General features: G+C 60.9%; 12 protein-coding genes. 6 read left to right on the plus strand and 6 right to left on the minus strand.

Going from position 1 to position 15214, the window contains the following annotated elements; translation table 11 throughout:
• Nucleotides 1-200: 200 nt before the first annotated feature.
• The 3 genes from gltB to ATE40_RS18080 all read left to right on the plus strand — a co-directional run bounded on the left by gltB (nt 201) and on the right by ATE40_RS18080 (nt 6739).
• Nucleotides 201-4661 (plus strand): glutamate synthase large subunit, encoded by a 4461-nt coding sequence (gene gltB, locus ATE40_RS18070; RefSeq protein ID WP_019453123.1) that lies wholly within the window; start codon nt 201-203, stop codon nt 4659-4661.
• A 14-nt stretch (nt 4662-4675) separates the two neighbouring features.
• The gene (locus ATE40_RS18075; protein ID WP_019453124.1) at nt 4676-6094 is read left to right on the plus strand and encodes a glutamate synthase small subunit; all 1419 of its coding nucleotides are present in this window, start codon (nt 4676-4678) and stop codon (nt 6092-6094) included.
• 165 nt (nt 6095-6259) lie between these two features.
• A complete protein-coding gene (locus tag ATE40_RS18080; protein ID WP_019453125.1) occupies nt 6260-6739 on the plus strand; it encodes a hypothetical protein in 480 nt (159 codons plus the stop codon).
• A 63-nt stretch (nt 6740-6802) separates the two neighbouring features.
• On the opposite strand, the gene sspB is transcribed toward ATE40_RS18080, so the two are convergent.
• The 5 genes from sspB to zapE all read right to left on the minus strand — a co-directional run bounded on the left by sspB (nt 6803) and on the right by zapE (nt 10514).
• Nucleotides 6803-7303: a ClpXP protease specificity-enhancing factor gene (gene sspB, locus ATE40_RS18085; RefSeq protein ID WP_063918702.1), complete on the minus strand. Its 501-nt coding sequence runs from the start codon at nt 7301-7303 to the stop codon at nt 6803-6805.
• Between the two features lie 5 nt (nt 7304-7308).
• Nucleotides 7309-7950, minus strand: a complete 642-nt coding sequence (gene sspA, locus ATE40_RS18090) for a stringent starvation protein SspA (protein ID WP_004937082.1) — start codon at nt 7948-7950, stop codon at nt 7309-7311.
• 325 nt (nt 7951-8275) lie between these two features.
• Entirely contained in the window at nt 8276-8668 is a 393-nt protein-coding gene (gene rpsI, locus ATE40_RS18095; protein ID WP_004937080.1) for a 30S ribosomal protein S9, read from the minus strand.
• Nucleotides 8669-8683: 15 nt separating this feature from the next.
• Complete coding sequence (rplM, locus tag ATE40_RS18100; RefSeq protein ID WP_004937079.1) at nt 8684-9112, minus strand: 50S ribosomal protein L13; 429 nt, start codon at nt 9110-9112, stop codon at nt 8684-8686.
• A gap of 274 nt (nt 9113-9386) precedes the next feature.
• Nucleotides 9387-10514 (minus strand): cell division protein ZapE, encoded by a 1128-nt coding sequence (gene zapE, locus ATE40_RS18105; protein ID WP_063918701.1) that lies wholly within the window; start codon nt 10512-10514, stop codon nt 9387-9389.
• 231 nt (nt 10515-10745) lie between these two features.
• Here zapE and zapG point away from each other — a divergent pair, with 231 nt between their 5' ends.
• The 3 genes from zapG to degS all read left to right on the plus strand — a co-directional run bounded on the left by zapG (nt 10746) and on the right by degS (nt 13846).
• Complete coding sequence (gene zapG, locus ATE40_RS18110) at nt 10746-11147, plus strand: Z-ring associated protein ZapG (RefSeq protein WP_063918700.1); 402 nt, start codon at nt 10746-10748, stop codon at nt 11145-11147.
• A 181-nt stretch (nt 11148-11328) separates the two neighbouring features.
• Nucleotides 11329-12699, plus strand: a complete 1371-nt coding sequence (gene degQ, locus ATE40_RS18115) for a serine endoprotease DegQ (protein WP_063918699.1) — start codon at nt 11329-11331, stop codon at nt 12697-12699.
• An 88-nt stretch (nt 12700-12787) separates the two neighbouring features.
• The gene (gene degS, locus ATE40_RS18120; RefSeq protein ID WP_019453130.1) at nt 12788-13846 is read left to right on the plus strand and encodes an outer membrane-stress sensor serine endopeptidase DegS; all 1059 of its coding nucleotides are present in this window, start codon (nt 12788-12790) and stop codon (nt 13844-13846) included.
• Nucleotides 13847-13916: 70 nt separating this feature from the next.
• Here degS and murA read toward each other — a convergent pair whose 3' ends face one another.
• Entirely contained in the window at nt 13917-15176 is a 1260-nt protein-coding gene (gene murA, locus ATE40_RS18125) for a UDP-N-acetylglucosamine 1-carboxyvinyltransferase (RefSeq protein WP_063918698.1), read from the minus strand.
• Nucleotides 15177-15214 lie beyond the last annotated feature (38 nt).

Genomic DNA, 15214 nt, shown 5'->3' on the forward strand with positions numbered 1-15214 from the left:
GTCATATTTATGCAGTAATTGAAGACTCCCTCTTAAAACAAGTCCTATACCACTTGTGAGACCGTCACGAGAGGCCATTGATGGAGGGCGGAAAAGCAGATTGGCGGGGTTAACTTGCTGATTGGACTTCTGCCTGAAATTGGGAAGCCCCCTCGCAGTAGGTTGTGAGAGTCACGCAGAGCCTGGGGAGGTTCACTGATATGTTGTACGATAAATCCCAAGAGAGGGACAACTGTGGTTTCGGCCTGATCGCCCACATAGAAGGCGAACCTAGCCACAAGGTGGTGCGCACCGCCATTCACGCGCTGGCCCGCATGCAGCACCGCGGCGCGATCCTGGCCGACGGCAAGACCGGCGACGGCTGCGGCCTGTTGCTGCAAAAACCCGATCGCTTCTTCCGCATGGTGGCGGAAGAGCGCGGTTGGCGCTTGGCCAAGAACTACGCCGTCGGCATGATGTTCCTTAGCCAGAATGAAGAGGAAGCGCGCCTCAGCCGCCGCATCGTGGAAGAAGAGCTGCAAAACGAAACGCTGTCGATCGTCGGCTGGCGTGAAGTGCCGACCAACCCGGACGTGCTGGGTGAAATCGCCCTCTCCTCCCTGCCGCGCATCGAGCAAATCTTCGTTAACGCCCCGGCCGGCTGGCGCCCGCGCGATATGGAACGCCGCCTGTTCGTGGCGCGCCGCCGCATCGAGAAACGCGTGCAGGACAACAGTTTCTACGTCTGCAGCTTCTCCAACCTGGTGACGATCTATAAAGGCCTCTGCATGCCTGCGGATCTGCCGCGCTTCTATCTCGATCTGGCGGACCTGCGCCTGGAATCGGCCATTTGCCTGTTCCACCAGCGTTTTTCCACCAACACCGTGCCGCGCTGGCCGCTGGCGCAGCCGTTCCGTTACCTGGCGCACAACGGCGAAATCAACACCATCACCGGCAACCGCCAATGGGCGCGCGCCCGTACCTATAAATTCCAAACGCCGCTGATCCCGGATCTGCAGGCCGCCGCGCCGTTCGTCAACGAAACCGGCTCCGACTCCAGCTCGCTGGACAACATGCTGGAGCTGCTGCTGGCGGGCGGGATGGATCTCATCCGCGCCATGCGCCTGCTGGTGCCACCGGCCTGGCAGAACAACCCGGACATGGACGGCGATCTGCGCGCCTTCTTCGACTTCAACTCGATGCACATGGAGCCGTGGGACGGCCCGGCCGGCATCGTGATGTCCGACGGCCGCTACGCCGCCTGTAACCTCGATCGCAACGGCCTGCGCCCGGCGCGCTACGTGATCACCAAAGACAAGCTGATCACCTGCGCCTCCGAAGTCGGCATCTGGGATTACCAGCCGGACGAAGTGGTAGAAAAAGGCCGCGTCGGCCCCGGCGAGCTGATGGTGATCGACACCCGCAGCGGCCGTATCCTGCACTCGGCGGAAACCGACAACGATCTGAAAAGCCGCCATCCGTATAAAGAGTGGATGGAGAAAAACGTCAAACGTCTGGTGCCGTTCGAAGATCTGCCGGACGATCAGGTTGGCAGCCGCGAGCTCGACGACGCACAGCTCGAGACCTACCAGAAACAGTTCGGCTACAGCAGCGAAGAGCTGGATCAGGTGATCCGCGTGCTGGGCGAGATCGGCCAGGAAGCCACCGGCTCGATGGGCGACGATACCCCGTTCGCCGTGCTCTCCAGCCGGCCGCGCATCGTTTACGACTATTTCCGCCAGCAGTTCGCGCAGGTCACCAACCCGCCTATCGATCCGCTGCGCGAAGCGCACGTCATGTCGCTGGCCACCAGCATCGGCCGTGAAATGAACGTGTTCTGCGAAGCCGAAGGCCAGGCGCACCGCCTGAGCTTCAAATCGCCGATCCTGCTGTACTCCGATTTCAAACAGCTCACCACGCTGGAAGGCGAATACTATCGCGCCGAGACCCTCGATCTGACCTTCGATCCGCAACAGCAGGATCTGGAGCAGACCATTCGCGCCCTGTGCGACGAAGCGGAACGCAAGGTGCGCGAAGGCGCGGTGCTGCTGGTGCTGTCCGACCGCGCCATCGCGCCCGGCCGCCTGCCGGTACCGGCCCCGATGGCAGTTGGCGCCGTACAAACCCGCCTGGTGGAAAAGAGCCTGCGCTGCGACGCCAACCTGATCGTTGAAACCGCCAGCGCCCGCGATCCGCACCACTTCGCCGTGCTGCTCGGCTTCGGCGCGACCGCCATCTACCCGTATCTGGCCTATGAAACCCTGGCCAAGCTGGTGGATAGCCAGGCGATCGACAAGAAATACCGCGACGTGATGCTGAACTACCGCAACGGCATCAACAAGGGCCTGTACAAGATCATGTCCAAAATGGGCATCTCGACCATCGCCTCTTACCGCTGTTCCAAGCTGTTCGAAGCGGTCGGCCTGCACCGCGATCTGGCAGATCTGTGCTTCCAGGGCGTGGTCAGCCGCATCGGCGGCGCCAGCTTCAGCGACTTCCAGCAGGATCTGCAGAACCTTTCCAAGCGCGCCTGGCTGAAACGCAAACCGCTGGAGCAAGGCGGCCTGCTGAAGTTCGTGCACGGCGGCGAATACCACGCTTACAACCCGGACGTGGTGAACTCACTGCAAAAAGCGGTGCACAGCGGCGAGTACAGCGACTATCAAGCCTACGCCAAGCTGGTGAACGAGCGGCCGGTCGCCATGCTGCGCGATCTGCTGGCCATCACGCCGAAAGGCGAACCGATCCCGGTCGATCAGGTTGAACCGGCGGAGTCGCTGTTCAAACGCTTCGACACCGCGGCGATGTCGATCGGGGCACTGAGCCCGGAAGCGCACGAGTCGCTGGCGATCGCCATGAACGGCCTCGGCGGTTTCTCCAACTCCGGCGAAGGCGGCGAAGATCCGGCGCGCTACCGCACCAACAAGGTGTCGCGCATCAAACAGGTGGCCTCCGGCCGCTTCGGCGTGACGCCGGCCTATCTGGTGAACGCCGATGTGATCCAGATTAAGGTGGCGCAGGGCGCCAAGCCGGGCGAAGGCGGCCAACTGCCGGGCGACAAAGTCACCCCGTATATCGCCAGACTGCGTTACTCGGTGCCGGGCGTGACCCTGATCTCCCCGCCGCCGCACCACGATATCTACTCGATCGAAGATCTGGCGCAGCTGATCTTCGACCTGAAGCAGGTCAATCCGAAGGCGGTGATCTCGGTGAAACTGGTGTCCGAACCGGGCGTCGGCACCATCGCCACCGGCGTGGCAAAAGCCTATGCCGATCTCATCACCATCGCCGGTTACGACGGCGGCACTGGCGCCAGCCCGCTGTCCTCGGTGAAATACGCCGGCTGTCCGTGGGAATTGGGCCTGGTGGAAACCCAGCAGGCGCTGGTGGCCAACGGCCTGCGCCACAAGATCCGCCTGCAGGTGGACGGCGGCCTGAAAACCGGCGTGGACATCGTCAAAGCGGCGATCCTGGGCGCGGAAAGCTTCGGCTTCGGCACCGGGCCAATGGTGGCGCTGGGCTGCAAATACCTGCGCATCTGCCATCTCAACAACTGCGCGACCGGCGTCGCGACTCAGGACGACAAACTGCGCCGCGATCACTACCACGGCCTGCCGGAACGCGTGACGAATTACTTCCAGTTTATCGCGCGTGAAACCCGCGAGATCATGGCGCAGCTGGGCGTGAGCCAGCTGGTGGATCTGATCGGCCGCACCGAGTTCCTGACCGAGCTGGACGGCATCTCCGCCAAACAAAACAAGCTGGATCTGTCGCCGCTGCTGAAAACCGCCACGCCGCATCCGGGCAAAGCGGTGTACTGCACCGAAAGCAGCAACCCGGCGTTCGACAAGGGCCTGCTGAACAAAGAGCTGCTGGCGCAGGCACAGCCGCACATCGAAGCGAAACAGGGCAAAACCTTCTACTTCGACATTCGCAACACTGACCGCTCCGTGGGCGCCATGCTGTCCGGCGCTATCGCCAACGCGCACGGCGATCAGGGCATGGCGGCCGATCCGATCAAGGCGCACTTCTCCGGCACCGCCGGGCAGAGCTTCGGCGTCTGGAACGCCGGCGGCGTCGAGCTGACCCTGACCGGCGACGCCAACGACTATGTCGGTAAAGGCATGGCCGGCGGCAGCATCGCGGTGCGTCCGCCGATCGGCTCCGCCTTCCGCAGCCATGAAGCCAGCATCGTCGGCAACACCTGCCTGTACGGAGCCACCGGCGGCAAACTGTTCGCCGCCGGCCGCGCGGGCGAACGTTTCGCGGTGCGCAACTCCGGCGCCATTACCGTGGTGGAAGGCATCGGCGACAACGGCTGTGAATACATGACCGGCGGCATCGTCTGTGTGCTGGGTAAAACCGGCATCAACTTTGGTGCCGGCATGACCGGCGGCTTCGCCTACGTGCTGGACGAAGACGGCGAGTTCCGCAAGCGCGTGAACCCGGAGCTGGTGGAAGTGCTGGATGTCGATCAGCTGGCGATCCACGAGGAGCACCTGCGCGGCCTGATCACCGAACACGTGCAGGCGACCGGCTCTTCCCGCGCGGAAGAGATCCTGGCCAACTGGCCGGAGTGGGCGCCGAAGTTCGCCCTGGTCAAACCGAAGTCCAGCGATGTCAAAGCGCTGTTGGGTCACCGTAGCCGTTCCGCAGCCGAGCTGCGGGTGCAGGCGCAGTAAGAGGTAGGTCATTAATGAGCCAGAACGTTTATCAATTTATCGACCTGCAGCGTGTTGATCCGCCAAAGAAACCGCTGAAAATCCGCAAAATCGAGTTCGTCGAGATCTATGAACCGTTTTCGGAAACCCAGGCCAAGGCCCAGGCGGATCGCTGTCTGTCCTGCGGCAACCCGTATTGCGAGTGGAAGTGCCCGGTGCACAACTACATCCCGAACTGGCTGAAGCTGGCCAACGAAGGCCGCATCATGGAAGCGGCGGACCTGGCGCATCAGACCAACAGCCTGCCGGAAGTGTGCGGCCGCGTATGCCCGCAGGATCGCCTGTGCGAAGGCTCCTGCACCCTGAACGACGAGTTCGGCGCGGTCACCATCGGCAATATCGAGCGCTACATCAGCGATAAGGCCATCGAAATGGGCTGGAAGCCGGACATGTCGCACGTGCAGCCGACCGGCAAGCGCGTGGCGATCGTCGGCGCCGGCCCCGCCGGGCTGGCCTGCGCCGACGTGCTGACCCGCAACGGTGTCAAAGCGGTGGTGTATGATCGTCATCCGGAGATCGGCGGCCTGCTGACCTTCGGTATCCCGGCCTTCAAGCTGGAAAAGGACGTGATGATCAAACGCCGCGGCATCTTCAGCGAGATGGGCATCGAGTTCCAGTTGAATACCGAAGTGGGCAAAGACGTCAGCATGGAGACTTTGCTGAGCGAGTACGATGCGGTGTTCCTCGGCGTCGGTACCTATCAGTCAATGCGCGGCGGCCTGGAGAACGAGGAGGCGCAGGGCGTGTACGACGCACTGCCGTTCCTCATCGCCAACACCAAGCAGCTGATGGGGTATGAAACCGAGCAGCACGAGCCGTATGTCAGCATGGAAGGCAAACGCGTGGTGGTGCTGGGCGGCGGCGATACCGCCATGGACTGCGTGCGCACCTCGGTGCGTCAGGGCGCGACGCAGGTCACCTGCGCCTACCGCCGCGACGAAGCCAACATGCCGGGCTCCAAGCGCGAAGTGAAGAACGCCCGGGAAGAAGGAGTGGACTTCCAGTTCAACCTGCAGCCGCTGAGCATCGAACTGAACAGCGCCGGCCGCGTAGCCGGAGTGAAAATGGTGCGCACTCAGTTAGGCGCGCCGGATGCCAACGGCCGTCAGGCGGCGGAGCAGGTGCCGGGTTCCGAGCACGTGATCGACGCCGACGCGGTGGTGATGGCGTTCGGCTTCCGCCCGCACCGCATGGACTGGCTGGCGGCGCATGACGTGCAGCTCGATAAACAGGGCCGCATCCTGGCACCGGAAGGCAACGACAACGCGTTCCAGACCAGCAACCCGAAAATCTTCGCCGGTGGCGACGCGGTGCGCGGCTCCGACCTGGTGGTGACGGCGATCGCCGAAGGCCGCAAAGCGGCAGACGGCATCATGAACTACCTGGAAGTGTAAACCTCCCGTACCATCCGAGGCCCGGCACATTGACGGGCCTCTGTTTTTAGCCTGCCACGCTTTGTAACAACCTCCCCTCTCCTTACCGCCTCAACGCGCTATAGTATTGAGTTAGCACCATTGCGGGGCGCGGCTGCGCCTGACACCGAGATAAGGATAGCGAACATGAAATGCTCCATTTCCCTGTTGGCCGGCGCGCTGCTGGCCGCCAGTTTCAGCGCTTCAGCCATGGCGCCGGATTCGCAGGAGGTCGGTTACAATATCGAAGCACGCGGCGCGCGGCCGGTCGTGGCGCAGTTGGGTAAGGCCGGGCAGTTCAGCGCCGTAGAAAACAGCATCCGGCTGGGGGACGACAACTGGATTGCCCTGGCGCCCAAGCTGGCCGGCGGCGGCAACGCCGGCTTTACCGCCGGTATCAAATCGGCCCTTTCCGCGGCCCTGATCTACAATCCGGCGGCGGTGTTGCAGGCGCTCAACCAAGGCAACGATCTGCCGCTCAATGACATCTGCACCGCGCCGCCGGAGGTGCAAGGCGACACCGCCATCACCAGTTTCCGCCAGCGCGCAACCCGCGCCCTGTCTACCGTGCGCGTCGGCGATCTCAGCGCGCCCCGCGATGCCTGCATTGCCGCCCTGAAAGGCTGACCCGCTTCTACCGGGCAAAAAAAAAGCACCCCTTAGGGTGCTTTTTCATTTGCTCTGGCGGGATTATTTCACCACGCGCAGCGCCGGGCGGCCACCGCGCGGCGGCTGCGGCGGCTCGTCATCCGAGCCGTTGTCTTCCGCAGTATCCGGGCGATCGCCGTCGATCACTGACATCAGCGTTTCCGAAGGGATCGTCTCATTGTCCAGACCTTCGAACACGCCTTCGCTCTCGTCGTAGGCGGCTTCCGGTTCGAACATCGTGCCGGCGCCGTTTTCACGCGCATAGATCGCCAGCACGGCAGCCATCGGCACCGAAACCTGACGCGGCACGCCGCCGAAGCGCGCGTTGAACTGCACGTCTTCGTTGCCCAACGCCAGGTTGCCTACCGCGCGCGGCGCGATATTCAGCACGATCTGGCCGTCACGCGCGAATTCCATCGGCACCTGAACATCAGGGCGAGTCACGTCGACCACCAGGTGCGGCGTCAGCTGGTTATCCAGCAGCCAGTCGTAGAACGCCCGCAGCAGATACGGGCGACGCGGCGACATCTGAGACATGTCCATCGCGCTTAGCCCCGGGTTTGCAGGCGCATTTCACGCTCGGCTTCGGTCAGGGAAGCCAGGAAAGCGTCGCGTTCAAAGACGCGGGTCATGTAGCCTTTCAGCTCTTTGGAGCCGGCGCCGCTCAATTCGATGCCCAGCTGCGGCAGACGCCACAACAGCGGTGCCAGGTAGCAATCCACCAGGCTGAACTCTTCGCTCATGAAATACGGCGCCTGACCGAAGATCGGCGCGATCGCCAGCAGCTCTTCGCGCAGTTGGCGACGGGCGGACTCCGCTTCCTGACCGCTGCTTTTCTCGATCTTGTCCATCAGCGAGTACCAGTTCTTCTCGATGCGCAGCATCATCAGACGGCTCTCGCCACGGGCAACCGGGTAAACCGGCATCAGCGGCGGGTGCGGGAAACGCTCATCCAGGTATTCCATGATGATGCGGGATTCATACAGGGTCAGTTCGCGATCGACCAGCGTAGGCACCGTCTGGTAAGGGTTGAGGTCAATCAGATCTTGCGGCAGGTTATCCATTTCGACCTGCTCGATCTCGACGCTGACACCTTTCTCCGCCAGTACGATGCGTACTTGATGGCTAAAAATGTCGGTCGGGCCAGAGAACAGCGTCATTACCGAACGTTTGTTGGCAGCGACAGCCATGAAAACCTCCAAGTTATCTAGAAAATACTGCGAATAGCCAACTGACAGGCTGCTATCCTGAATAATCTTGCCGCAGGCCGGCAGCACGCAGCGCGACCCGAGCCCATGAAAAACCGGCCCAGGCGGTCAACTGCACGGCGAACAGGCGCAAAAGTGGGTGATAGTTTACCAGATTTTGCTTGTTTTGTGGGGACGGTGCGGCGAATTCATGTTGAATTGTCTGATATGCCACAGATTTTAGTCGGGGACGGCGGATTTCAGGCATAAAAAAACCCGGTGCAGCACCGGGTTTTTTGCGTAAATCGCACTGCCGAAGCAGCGAAAATTAACGCTTGGAGAACTGCGGACGACGACGTGCTTTACGCAGGCCGACTTTCTTACGTTCAACCTGACGAGCGTCACGGGTGACGAAGCCAGCTTTACGCAGTTCAGAACGCAGAGTCTCATCGTACTCCATCAGTGCACGGGTGATACCGTGACGGATAGCGCCAGCTTGACCGGAGATACCACCACCTTTAACGGTGATGTACAGGTCCAGTTTGCCAACCATGTCGACCAGCTCCAGCGGCTGACGAACTACCATGCGGGCAGTTTCGCGACCGAAGTACTGTTCCAGGCTGCGCTGGTTGATAACGATGTTACCGTTGCCCGGCTTGATGAAGACGCGAGCGGCGGAGCTTTTGCGGCGACCAGTGCCGTAGTATTGATTTTCAGCCATTGCCATTAATCCCGATTAAATGTCCAGAACTTGCGGTTGCTGTGCCGCGTGATTGTGCTCGGTGCCCGCGTAAACTTTCAGTTTACGGAACATAGCACGACCCAGCGGGCCCTTTGGCAGCATGCCTTTAACCGCGATTTCAATCACGCGCTCAGGACGGCGGGCAATCATCTCTTCAAAGGTCGCTTGCTTGATACCACCGATGTGGCCGGTGTGGTGGTAGTACACTTTGTCTGTACGCTTGTTGCCGGTTACAGCAACTTTGTCAGCGTTCAGAACGATGATGTAATCACCGGTATCCACGTGCGGGGTGTATTCCGCTTTATGCTTGCCGCGCAGGCGACGAGCCAGTTCAGTAGCGAGACGGCCTAAAGTTTTACCATCTGCATCAACAACGTACCAGTCGCGTTTTACGGTTTCTGGTTTAGCTGTAAAAGTTTTCATTAGAAAGCTTACCCAATAATTAGTTACACGTTGGTGAACACCCAAACGCTCGAAAACAGTTGAGGCTCACACGACCATACAAGTCCAGCAAACCTACCCCTTCGAATAGCCATTGCCGGCACTATAAAGTTTTTGGGAAAAAAAACTTTGTTGTAACGTGGGGTCGCAAGATTATAGAGAAGTCGCTCACAAAGATCGAACGGTTTTTGAATGGAAAATAAATTTATCGCCGGTGGCGGACAACCGGCGATACGGCGGCGACAAGCCTGCGGACTCAGGGCAGATGCGGCAGCTTGAGATACTCTTCGCTCTGCATTTCCTGCAGGCGCGACAGGCAGCGCTGGAATTCAAATTTCAGTTGCACCCCCTGATAGATCTCGAACATCGACGCTTCGGCACCGATCACCAGCTTGATGTGCCGCTCGTAGAATTCGTCCACCAACGCCAGGAAACGGCGCGCGGTATTCTCTTTCAGCGGCCCCATCACCTGCACATTATACAGGATCACGCTGTGATACAGCCGCGACAGCGCAATATAGTCCAGCTGGCTGCGCGCCTCTTCGCACAGCGTGTGGAAATCTACCGCCAGCACGCCGTCCACCGAACGGATCGCCTGCAGCGGCCGATGGTTAATCTGCAGCACCGGCGCCTCCTCCCCCGCCTTGCCCGCCAGCTTGACGAACATCCGATCCAGGGTCTCGCGCGTTTGCTCGCCCAGCGGCGTCAGATAGAGGTGCGCCTGGGTCAGGGTGCGCAGGCGATAGTCGATGCCGGCGTCGACGTTCATCACGTCGCAGTATTCGTTGATGAGATCGATGGCCGGCAGAAAACGCGCCCGCTGCAGGCCGTTGCGGTACAGATCGTCCGGCGGGATGTTCGAGGTGGCCACCAGGGTGATGCCGCGCGCGAACAGCGCCTGCAGCAGCGTGGCCAGCAGCATGGCGTCGGTGATGTCGGACACGAAGAACTCGTCGAAGCACAGCACGTCGGTTTCGGCCTTGAAGCCGTCGGCAACGATTTCCAGCGGGTTTTCCTGCCCTTGCAGCTCGGTCAGCTCTTCATGCACCCGCAGCATGAAGCGGTGGAAGTGCAGACGCATTTTGCGATCGCCCGGCAGGCTGTGGAAAAACATGTCCATCAGCCAGGTTTTGCCGCGCCCGACGCCGCCCCACATATACAGCCCCTGCACCGGACGCTGCGGTGCCGTTTCGCCGCCCTTGCCCAGCAAACGGCTGAGCTTGCCGCGCAGCCCGCCGGCAGGTGCGCTCACCGCCGTTTTTTGCAGCAGGGCCTGATAAATGCGATCCAGTTGAGTGACGGCCCGGCGTTGAACCTCATCGGCCTGATATTCCCCCGCATCCAGCGCCTGCTGGTAGCGAGATAACGGTGATAGTGCCTGCATCTGTTCGATGTTCCCTAAGAACGCTTAGAAATTATTTAGCCAACGTTGGCGGCAAGTTGATGCCGATTCGCACCGTTATCGCCACAAATGCCCGCTGCGGGCGCCGTTGAAAACCCTGTAAACACTGGGTGGAAGCGCATCAGGATTCCACTCGGACAAGGTTAACGGTTATAGTGGATATTATTAAGTGAAAAATCCCTGCGGAACAACGAAGTCAAAATAGGAGTCATCATGACCTGGGAGTATGCGCTGATTGGTTTGGTCGTCGGTATCGTGATTGGTGCGGTGGCGATGCGTTTTGGCAACCGTAAATTGCGTCAACAACAAGTCTTGCAGAATGAGCTGGACAAGAGCAAAACCGAGCTGGAAGAGTACCGTCAGGAGCTGGTCGGCCACTTCGCCCGCAGCGCCGAGCTGCTGGACAACATGGCGCGTGATTATCGCCAGCTGTATCAGCATATGGCGAAAAGCTCCAACAACCTGCTGCCGGATCTGCCGATGCAGGAGAACCCGTTCCGCTATCGCCTGACCGAAGCGGAAGCGGACAACGATCAGGCGCCGGTGGAAATGCCGCGCGACTATTCGGAAGGCGCTTCCGGCCTGCTGCGCGGCCAAGGCGCGCGCCGCGACTAACATCTCGCCCTTCGCCCGCGGGGCCACCCGCGGGTTTATTTCTCCGTTTGCCTGATTGACCTTCCTTCGCATTACCTTTACTGAACTTTGCACGCAAATTCACGGTCTTACCCTTCACTATGACAAGGTGATTGCCTTATCATCAAATTTTCATCGGCAGGTATTGAGAGAGTTATCATCAATGAAGAAAAAATCGTTAATTCTTAGCGCATTGGCAATGAGCCTCGGCCTGGCGCTCAGCTCCGTACCGGCGGCTAACGCGGCCCTGCCCGTCGCCGTTCAGGGTCAGCCGCTGCCGAGCCTGGCGCCGATGCTGGAAAAAGTCTTGCCCGCCGTCGTGAGCGTGCATGTCGCAGGCACTCAGGTGCAGCGCCAACAGCTGCCGGAAGAGTTCAGACGCTTCTTCGGCCCCAATTTCCCCGGCCAACAGCAGAGCTCCCGCCCGTTTGAAGGGCTGGGTTCCGGCGTGATCATCGACGCCGCCAAAGGCTACGTGCTGACCAACAACCACGTCATCAACAACGCCGATAAAATCCGCGTGCAGTTGAACGACGGCCGTGAGCTGGACGCCAAGCTGGTCGGCCGCGATGAGCAATCCGACATCGCCCTGCTGCAGCTCAGCGACACCAAAAATCTGACCGCCATCAAGATGGCCGACTCCGATCAGCTGCGCGTCGGCGACTTCGCCGTGGCGGTCGGCAACCCGTTTGGCCTGGGCCAAACCGCCACCTCCGGCATTATCTCGGCGTTGGGCCGCACCGGCCTGAATCTGGAAGGGCTGGAAAACTTCATTCAGACCGACGCCTCGATCAACCGCGGCAACTCCGGCGGTGCGCTGGTTAACCTGAACGGCGAGCTGATCGGCATCAATACCGCCATCCTGGCGCCGAGCGGCGGCAACGTCGGCATCGGCTTCGCCATTCCGAGCAATATGGCGCAGAACCTGAGCCAGCAGCTGATCGAATTCGGCGAAGTGAAGCGCGGCCTCTTGGGCATCAAGGGCAGCGAAATGACCCCGGACATGGCCAAAGCCTTCAACACCGACGCGCAGCGCGGCGCCTTCGTCAGCGAAGTGCTGCCGAAATCCGCCGCCGCCAAGGCCGGCATCAAAGCCGGGGATATTCTGGTCTCCGTCGACGGCAAGCCGGTGAACAGCTTCGCCGAGCTGCGCGCCAAGGTCGGCACCACCGCGCCGGGCAAAACCCTCAAGGTCGGCCTGCTGCGCGACGGCAAAGCGCAGGAAGTCTCGGTCACGCTGGACAACAGCGAGAGCGCCTCGACCAACGCCGAAACGCTGTCGCCGGCGCTGCAGGGGGTTTCCCTCAGCAACGGCGCGCTGCCGAGCGGCGACAAGGGCGTGAAGGTGGAGAACGTGGATAAAGGCTCGACGGCGGCGCAGATCGGTCTGCAAAAAGGCGACGTGATCATCGGCGTCAACCGCCAGCGCGTGGACAGCATCACTGCGCTGCGTAAGGTGCTGGAAGCCAAGCCGCCGGTGATGGCGCTCAATATCGTGCGCGGTAACGAAACCATTTATCTGCTGCTGCGTTAATTTGTGCAAAAACCGGGCTCGGTGACATACTGCGCCCGGTTAACTCATGCTATCCTCCGAACATCGTTCACCACACCACGAAAACTCCATGTTTGCTAAGCTCTTGCGTTCTGTCGTTATCGGTCTCATCGTTGCCGGCCTGCTGTTGGCCGCCCTGCCCATGCTGCGCTCTTCCAACGGCCTGTTTGCAGAAAAAACCGAGAATACCAGCGACGAAACGCCGGTGAGCTACAACAAAGCGGTGCGCCGTGCTGCGCCCGCCGTGGTGAACATCTACAACCGCAACCTGAACGGCGCCGCCAACGTGCTGTCGCTCGGTTCCGGCGTGATCATGAACGAACGCGGCTATATCATCACCAACCGCCACGTGATCAAAGACGCACAGCAGATCACCGTGGTGTTGCAGGATGGCCGCCGCTACGAAGCGCTGCTGGTCGGCTCCGATGGCCTGACCGACCTGGCGGTGCTGAAGATCGATCCCGGCAATTTACCGGTGATCCCGACCAATAAAAATCGCGTTGCCCACGTCGGCGACGTGGTGCTGGCGATCGGCAATCCCTATAACCTGGGGCAGACCGTCACTCAGGGCATCCTCAGCGCCACCGGGCGCATCAGTATGAGCACCACCGGCCGGCAGACGTTTCTGCAGACCGACGCCTCGATCAACCGCGGCAACTCCGGCGGCGCGCTGGTCAACTCGCTGGGCGAGCTGATCGGCATCAACACCCTGACCTATGACAAAATCACCGACGGCGAAACGCCGGAGGGCCTCGGCTTCGCCATTCCGATCGAACTGGCCACCAAAATCATGGACAAGCTGATCCGCGACGGCCGCGTGATCCGTGGCTATTTCGGCATTCAGGGCAAAGAGATCATCCCGCTGCGCTCGTCCAATTCCGGCATCGATCGCCTGCAGGGCATCATCGTGACCGAGATTACGCCAAACGGTCCGGCGAGCAGCGCCGGTTTCCAGATCAACGACATCATCATCAACGTGGATAACAAACCGGCGGTGTCCGTGCTGGAAACCATGGATCAGGTGGCGGAGATCAGGCCGGGCACCGAGATACCGGTTATCGTGCTGCGCGACGGCAAGCGCATTACGTTGAAAATGACGGTGGGTGAATTCCCGGAAGACAGCAATTAAAAAAGGGCCGGCTTGATAGCCGGCCCTTTGATTTTCATCCTGCCGACGCAGCCGCGCCGGCGCTAATGCGTTATTCGCCTTTCACACGCTCGATGTTCGCACCCAGCGCGCGCAGCTTGTCTTCAATACGTTCATAGCCGCGATCGATGTGATAGATGCGATCGACAACGGTCACGCCGTCGGCGATGCAGCCGGCAATCACCAGGCTGGCGGAAGCGCGCAGGTCGGTCGCCATCACCTGAGCGCCGGACAGCTGTTCAACGCCATGACAGATCACGGTGTTGCTCTCGATTTCCGCGTGCGCGCCCATGCGGATCAATTCCGGCACGTGCATGAAGCGGTTTTCGAAGATGGTCTCGGTGATGACGCCGGTGCCTTCCGCCACCAGGTTCAGCAGGCTGAACTGGGCCTGCATGTCGGTCGGGAAGCCCGGGTGCGGCGCGGTGCGCACGGTGACCGCCTTCGGACGTTTGCCGTGCATGTCCAGGCTGATCCAGTCTTCGCCCACTTCGATATCGGCACCGGCTTCGCGCAGCTTGGCCAACACCGCATCCAGCGTGTCCGGACGGGTGTTGCGGCACATCACTTTACCGCCGGAAACTGCGGCGGCGATCAGGAAGGTACCGGTCTCGATGCGGTCAGGCAGCACGCGATACACGCCGCCGCCCAGACGCTCGACGCCCTCGATGGTGATCTTGTCGCTGCCGGCGCCGCTGATCTTCGCGCCCAGCGTGTTGAGGAAGTTGGCGGTATCGACAATTTCCGGCTCACGCGCGGCGTTCTCGATAACGGTGGTGCCGGTCGCCAGGGTCGCAGCGCTCATGATGGTCACAGTCGCGCCCACGCTCACCTTGTCCATAACGATGTGCGCGCCTTTCAGGCGGCCATCGACGGACGCCTTGACGTAACCTTCTTCCAGCTTGATCTCGGCGCCCAGCTGCTCCAGGCCGGTGATGTGCAGATCGACCGGACGCGCGCCGATGGCGCAGCCGCCCGGCAGAGAAACCTGACCGCGGCCGAAGCGCGCCACCAGCGGCCCCAACGCCCAGATGGAAGCGCGCATGGTTTTCACCAGATCGTAAGGGGCGCAGAACTCGTTCACGCCGCTGGCGTCCACAAAGACTGAACCGTTGCGCTCAATCTTGGTACCCAATTGGTTGAGTAGTTTAATGGTGGTGTCGATGTCCTTCAGTTTAGGGACATTCTGCAGCTCGACCGGCTCTTCCGCCAACAGGGCGGCGAACAGGATCGGCAGGGCGGCGTTTTTGGCCCCGGAAATAGACACTTCACCGCTCAGGCGAGTCCGACCCTGCACACGAAATTTATCCATCTGACTACTCTCTGTTATCTAATCTGAAGCTGCCCGCC

It is taken from the genome of Serratia surfactantfaciens, from assembly GCF_001642805.2.
GTDB lineage: Bacteria > Pseudomonadota > Gammaproteobacteria > Enterobacterales > Enterobacteriaceae > Serratia > Serratia surfactantfaciens.

Excerpts from the sequence above, each read along its gene's own strand:
- murA (WP_063918698.1), bottom strand. The coding sequence starts at position 15,176 with ATGGATAAATTTCGTGTGCAGGGTCGGACTCGCCTGAGCGGTGAAGTG.
- sspA (WP_004937082.1), bottom strand. The coding sequence starts at position 7,950 with ATGGCTGTCGCTGCCAACAAACGTTCGGTAATGACGCTGTTCTCTGGC.
- sspB (WP_063918702.1), bottom strand. The coding sequence starts at position 7,303 with ATGGACATGTCTCAGATGTCGCCGCGTCGCCCGTATCTGCTGCGGGCG.
- rplM (WP_004937079.1), bottom strand. The coding sequence starts at position 9,112 with ATGAAAACTTTTACAGCTAAACCAGAAACCGTAAAACGCGACTGGTAC.
- rpsI (WP_004937080.1), bottom strand. The coding sequence starts at position 8,668 with ATGGCTGAAAATCAATACTACGGCACTGGTCGCCGCAAAAGCTCCGCC.
- ATE40_RS18075 (WP_019453124.1), top strand. The coding sequence starts at position 4,676 with ATGAGCCAGAACGTTTATCAATTTATCGACCTGCAGCGTGTTGATCCG.
- zapG (WP_063918700.1), top strand. The coding sequence starts at position 10,746 with ATGACCTGGGAGTATGCGCTGATTGGTTTGGTCGTCGGTATCGTGATT.
- ATE40_RS18080 (WP_019453125.1), top strand. The coding sequence starts at position 6,260 with ATGAAATGCTCCATTTCCCTGTTGGCCGGCGCGCTGCTGGCCGCCAGT.
- degS (WP_019453130.1), top strand. The coding sequence starts at position 12,788 with ATGTTTGCTAAGCTCTTGCGTTCTGTCGTTATCGGTCTCATCGTTGCC.
- gltB (WP_019453123.1), top strand. The coding sequence starts at position 201 with ATGTTGTACGATAAATCCCAAGAGAGGGACAACTGTGGTTTCGGCCTG.
- zapE (WP_063918701.1), bottom strand. The coding sequence starts at position 10,514 with ATGCAGGCACTATCACCGTTATCTCGCTACCAGCAGGCGCTGGATGCG.
- degQ (WP_063918699.1), top strand. The coding sequence starts at position 11,329 with ATGAAGAAAAAATCGTTAATTCTTAGCGCATTGGCAATGAGCCTCGGC.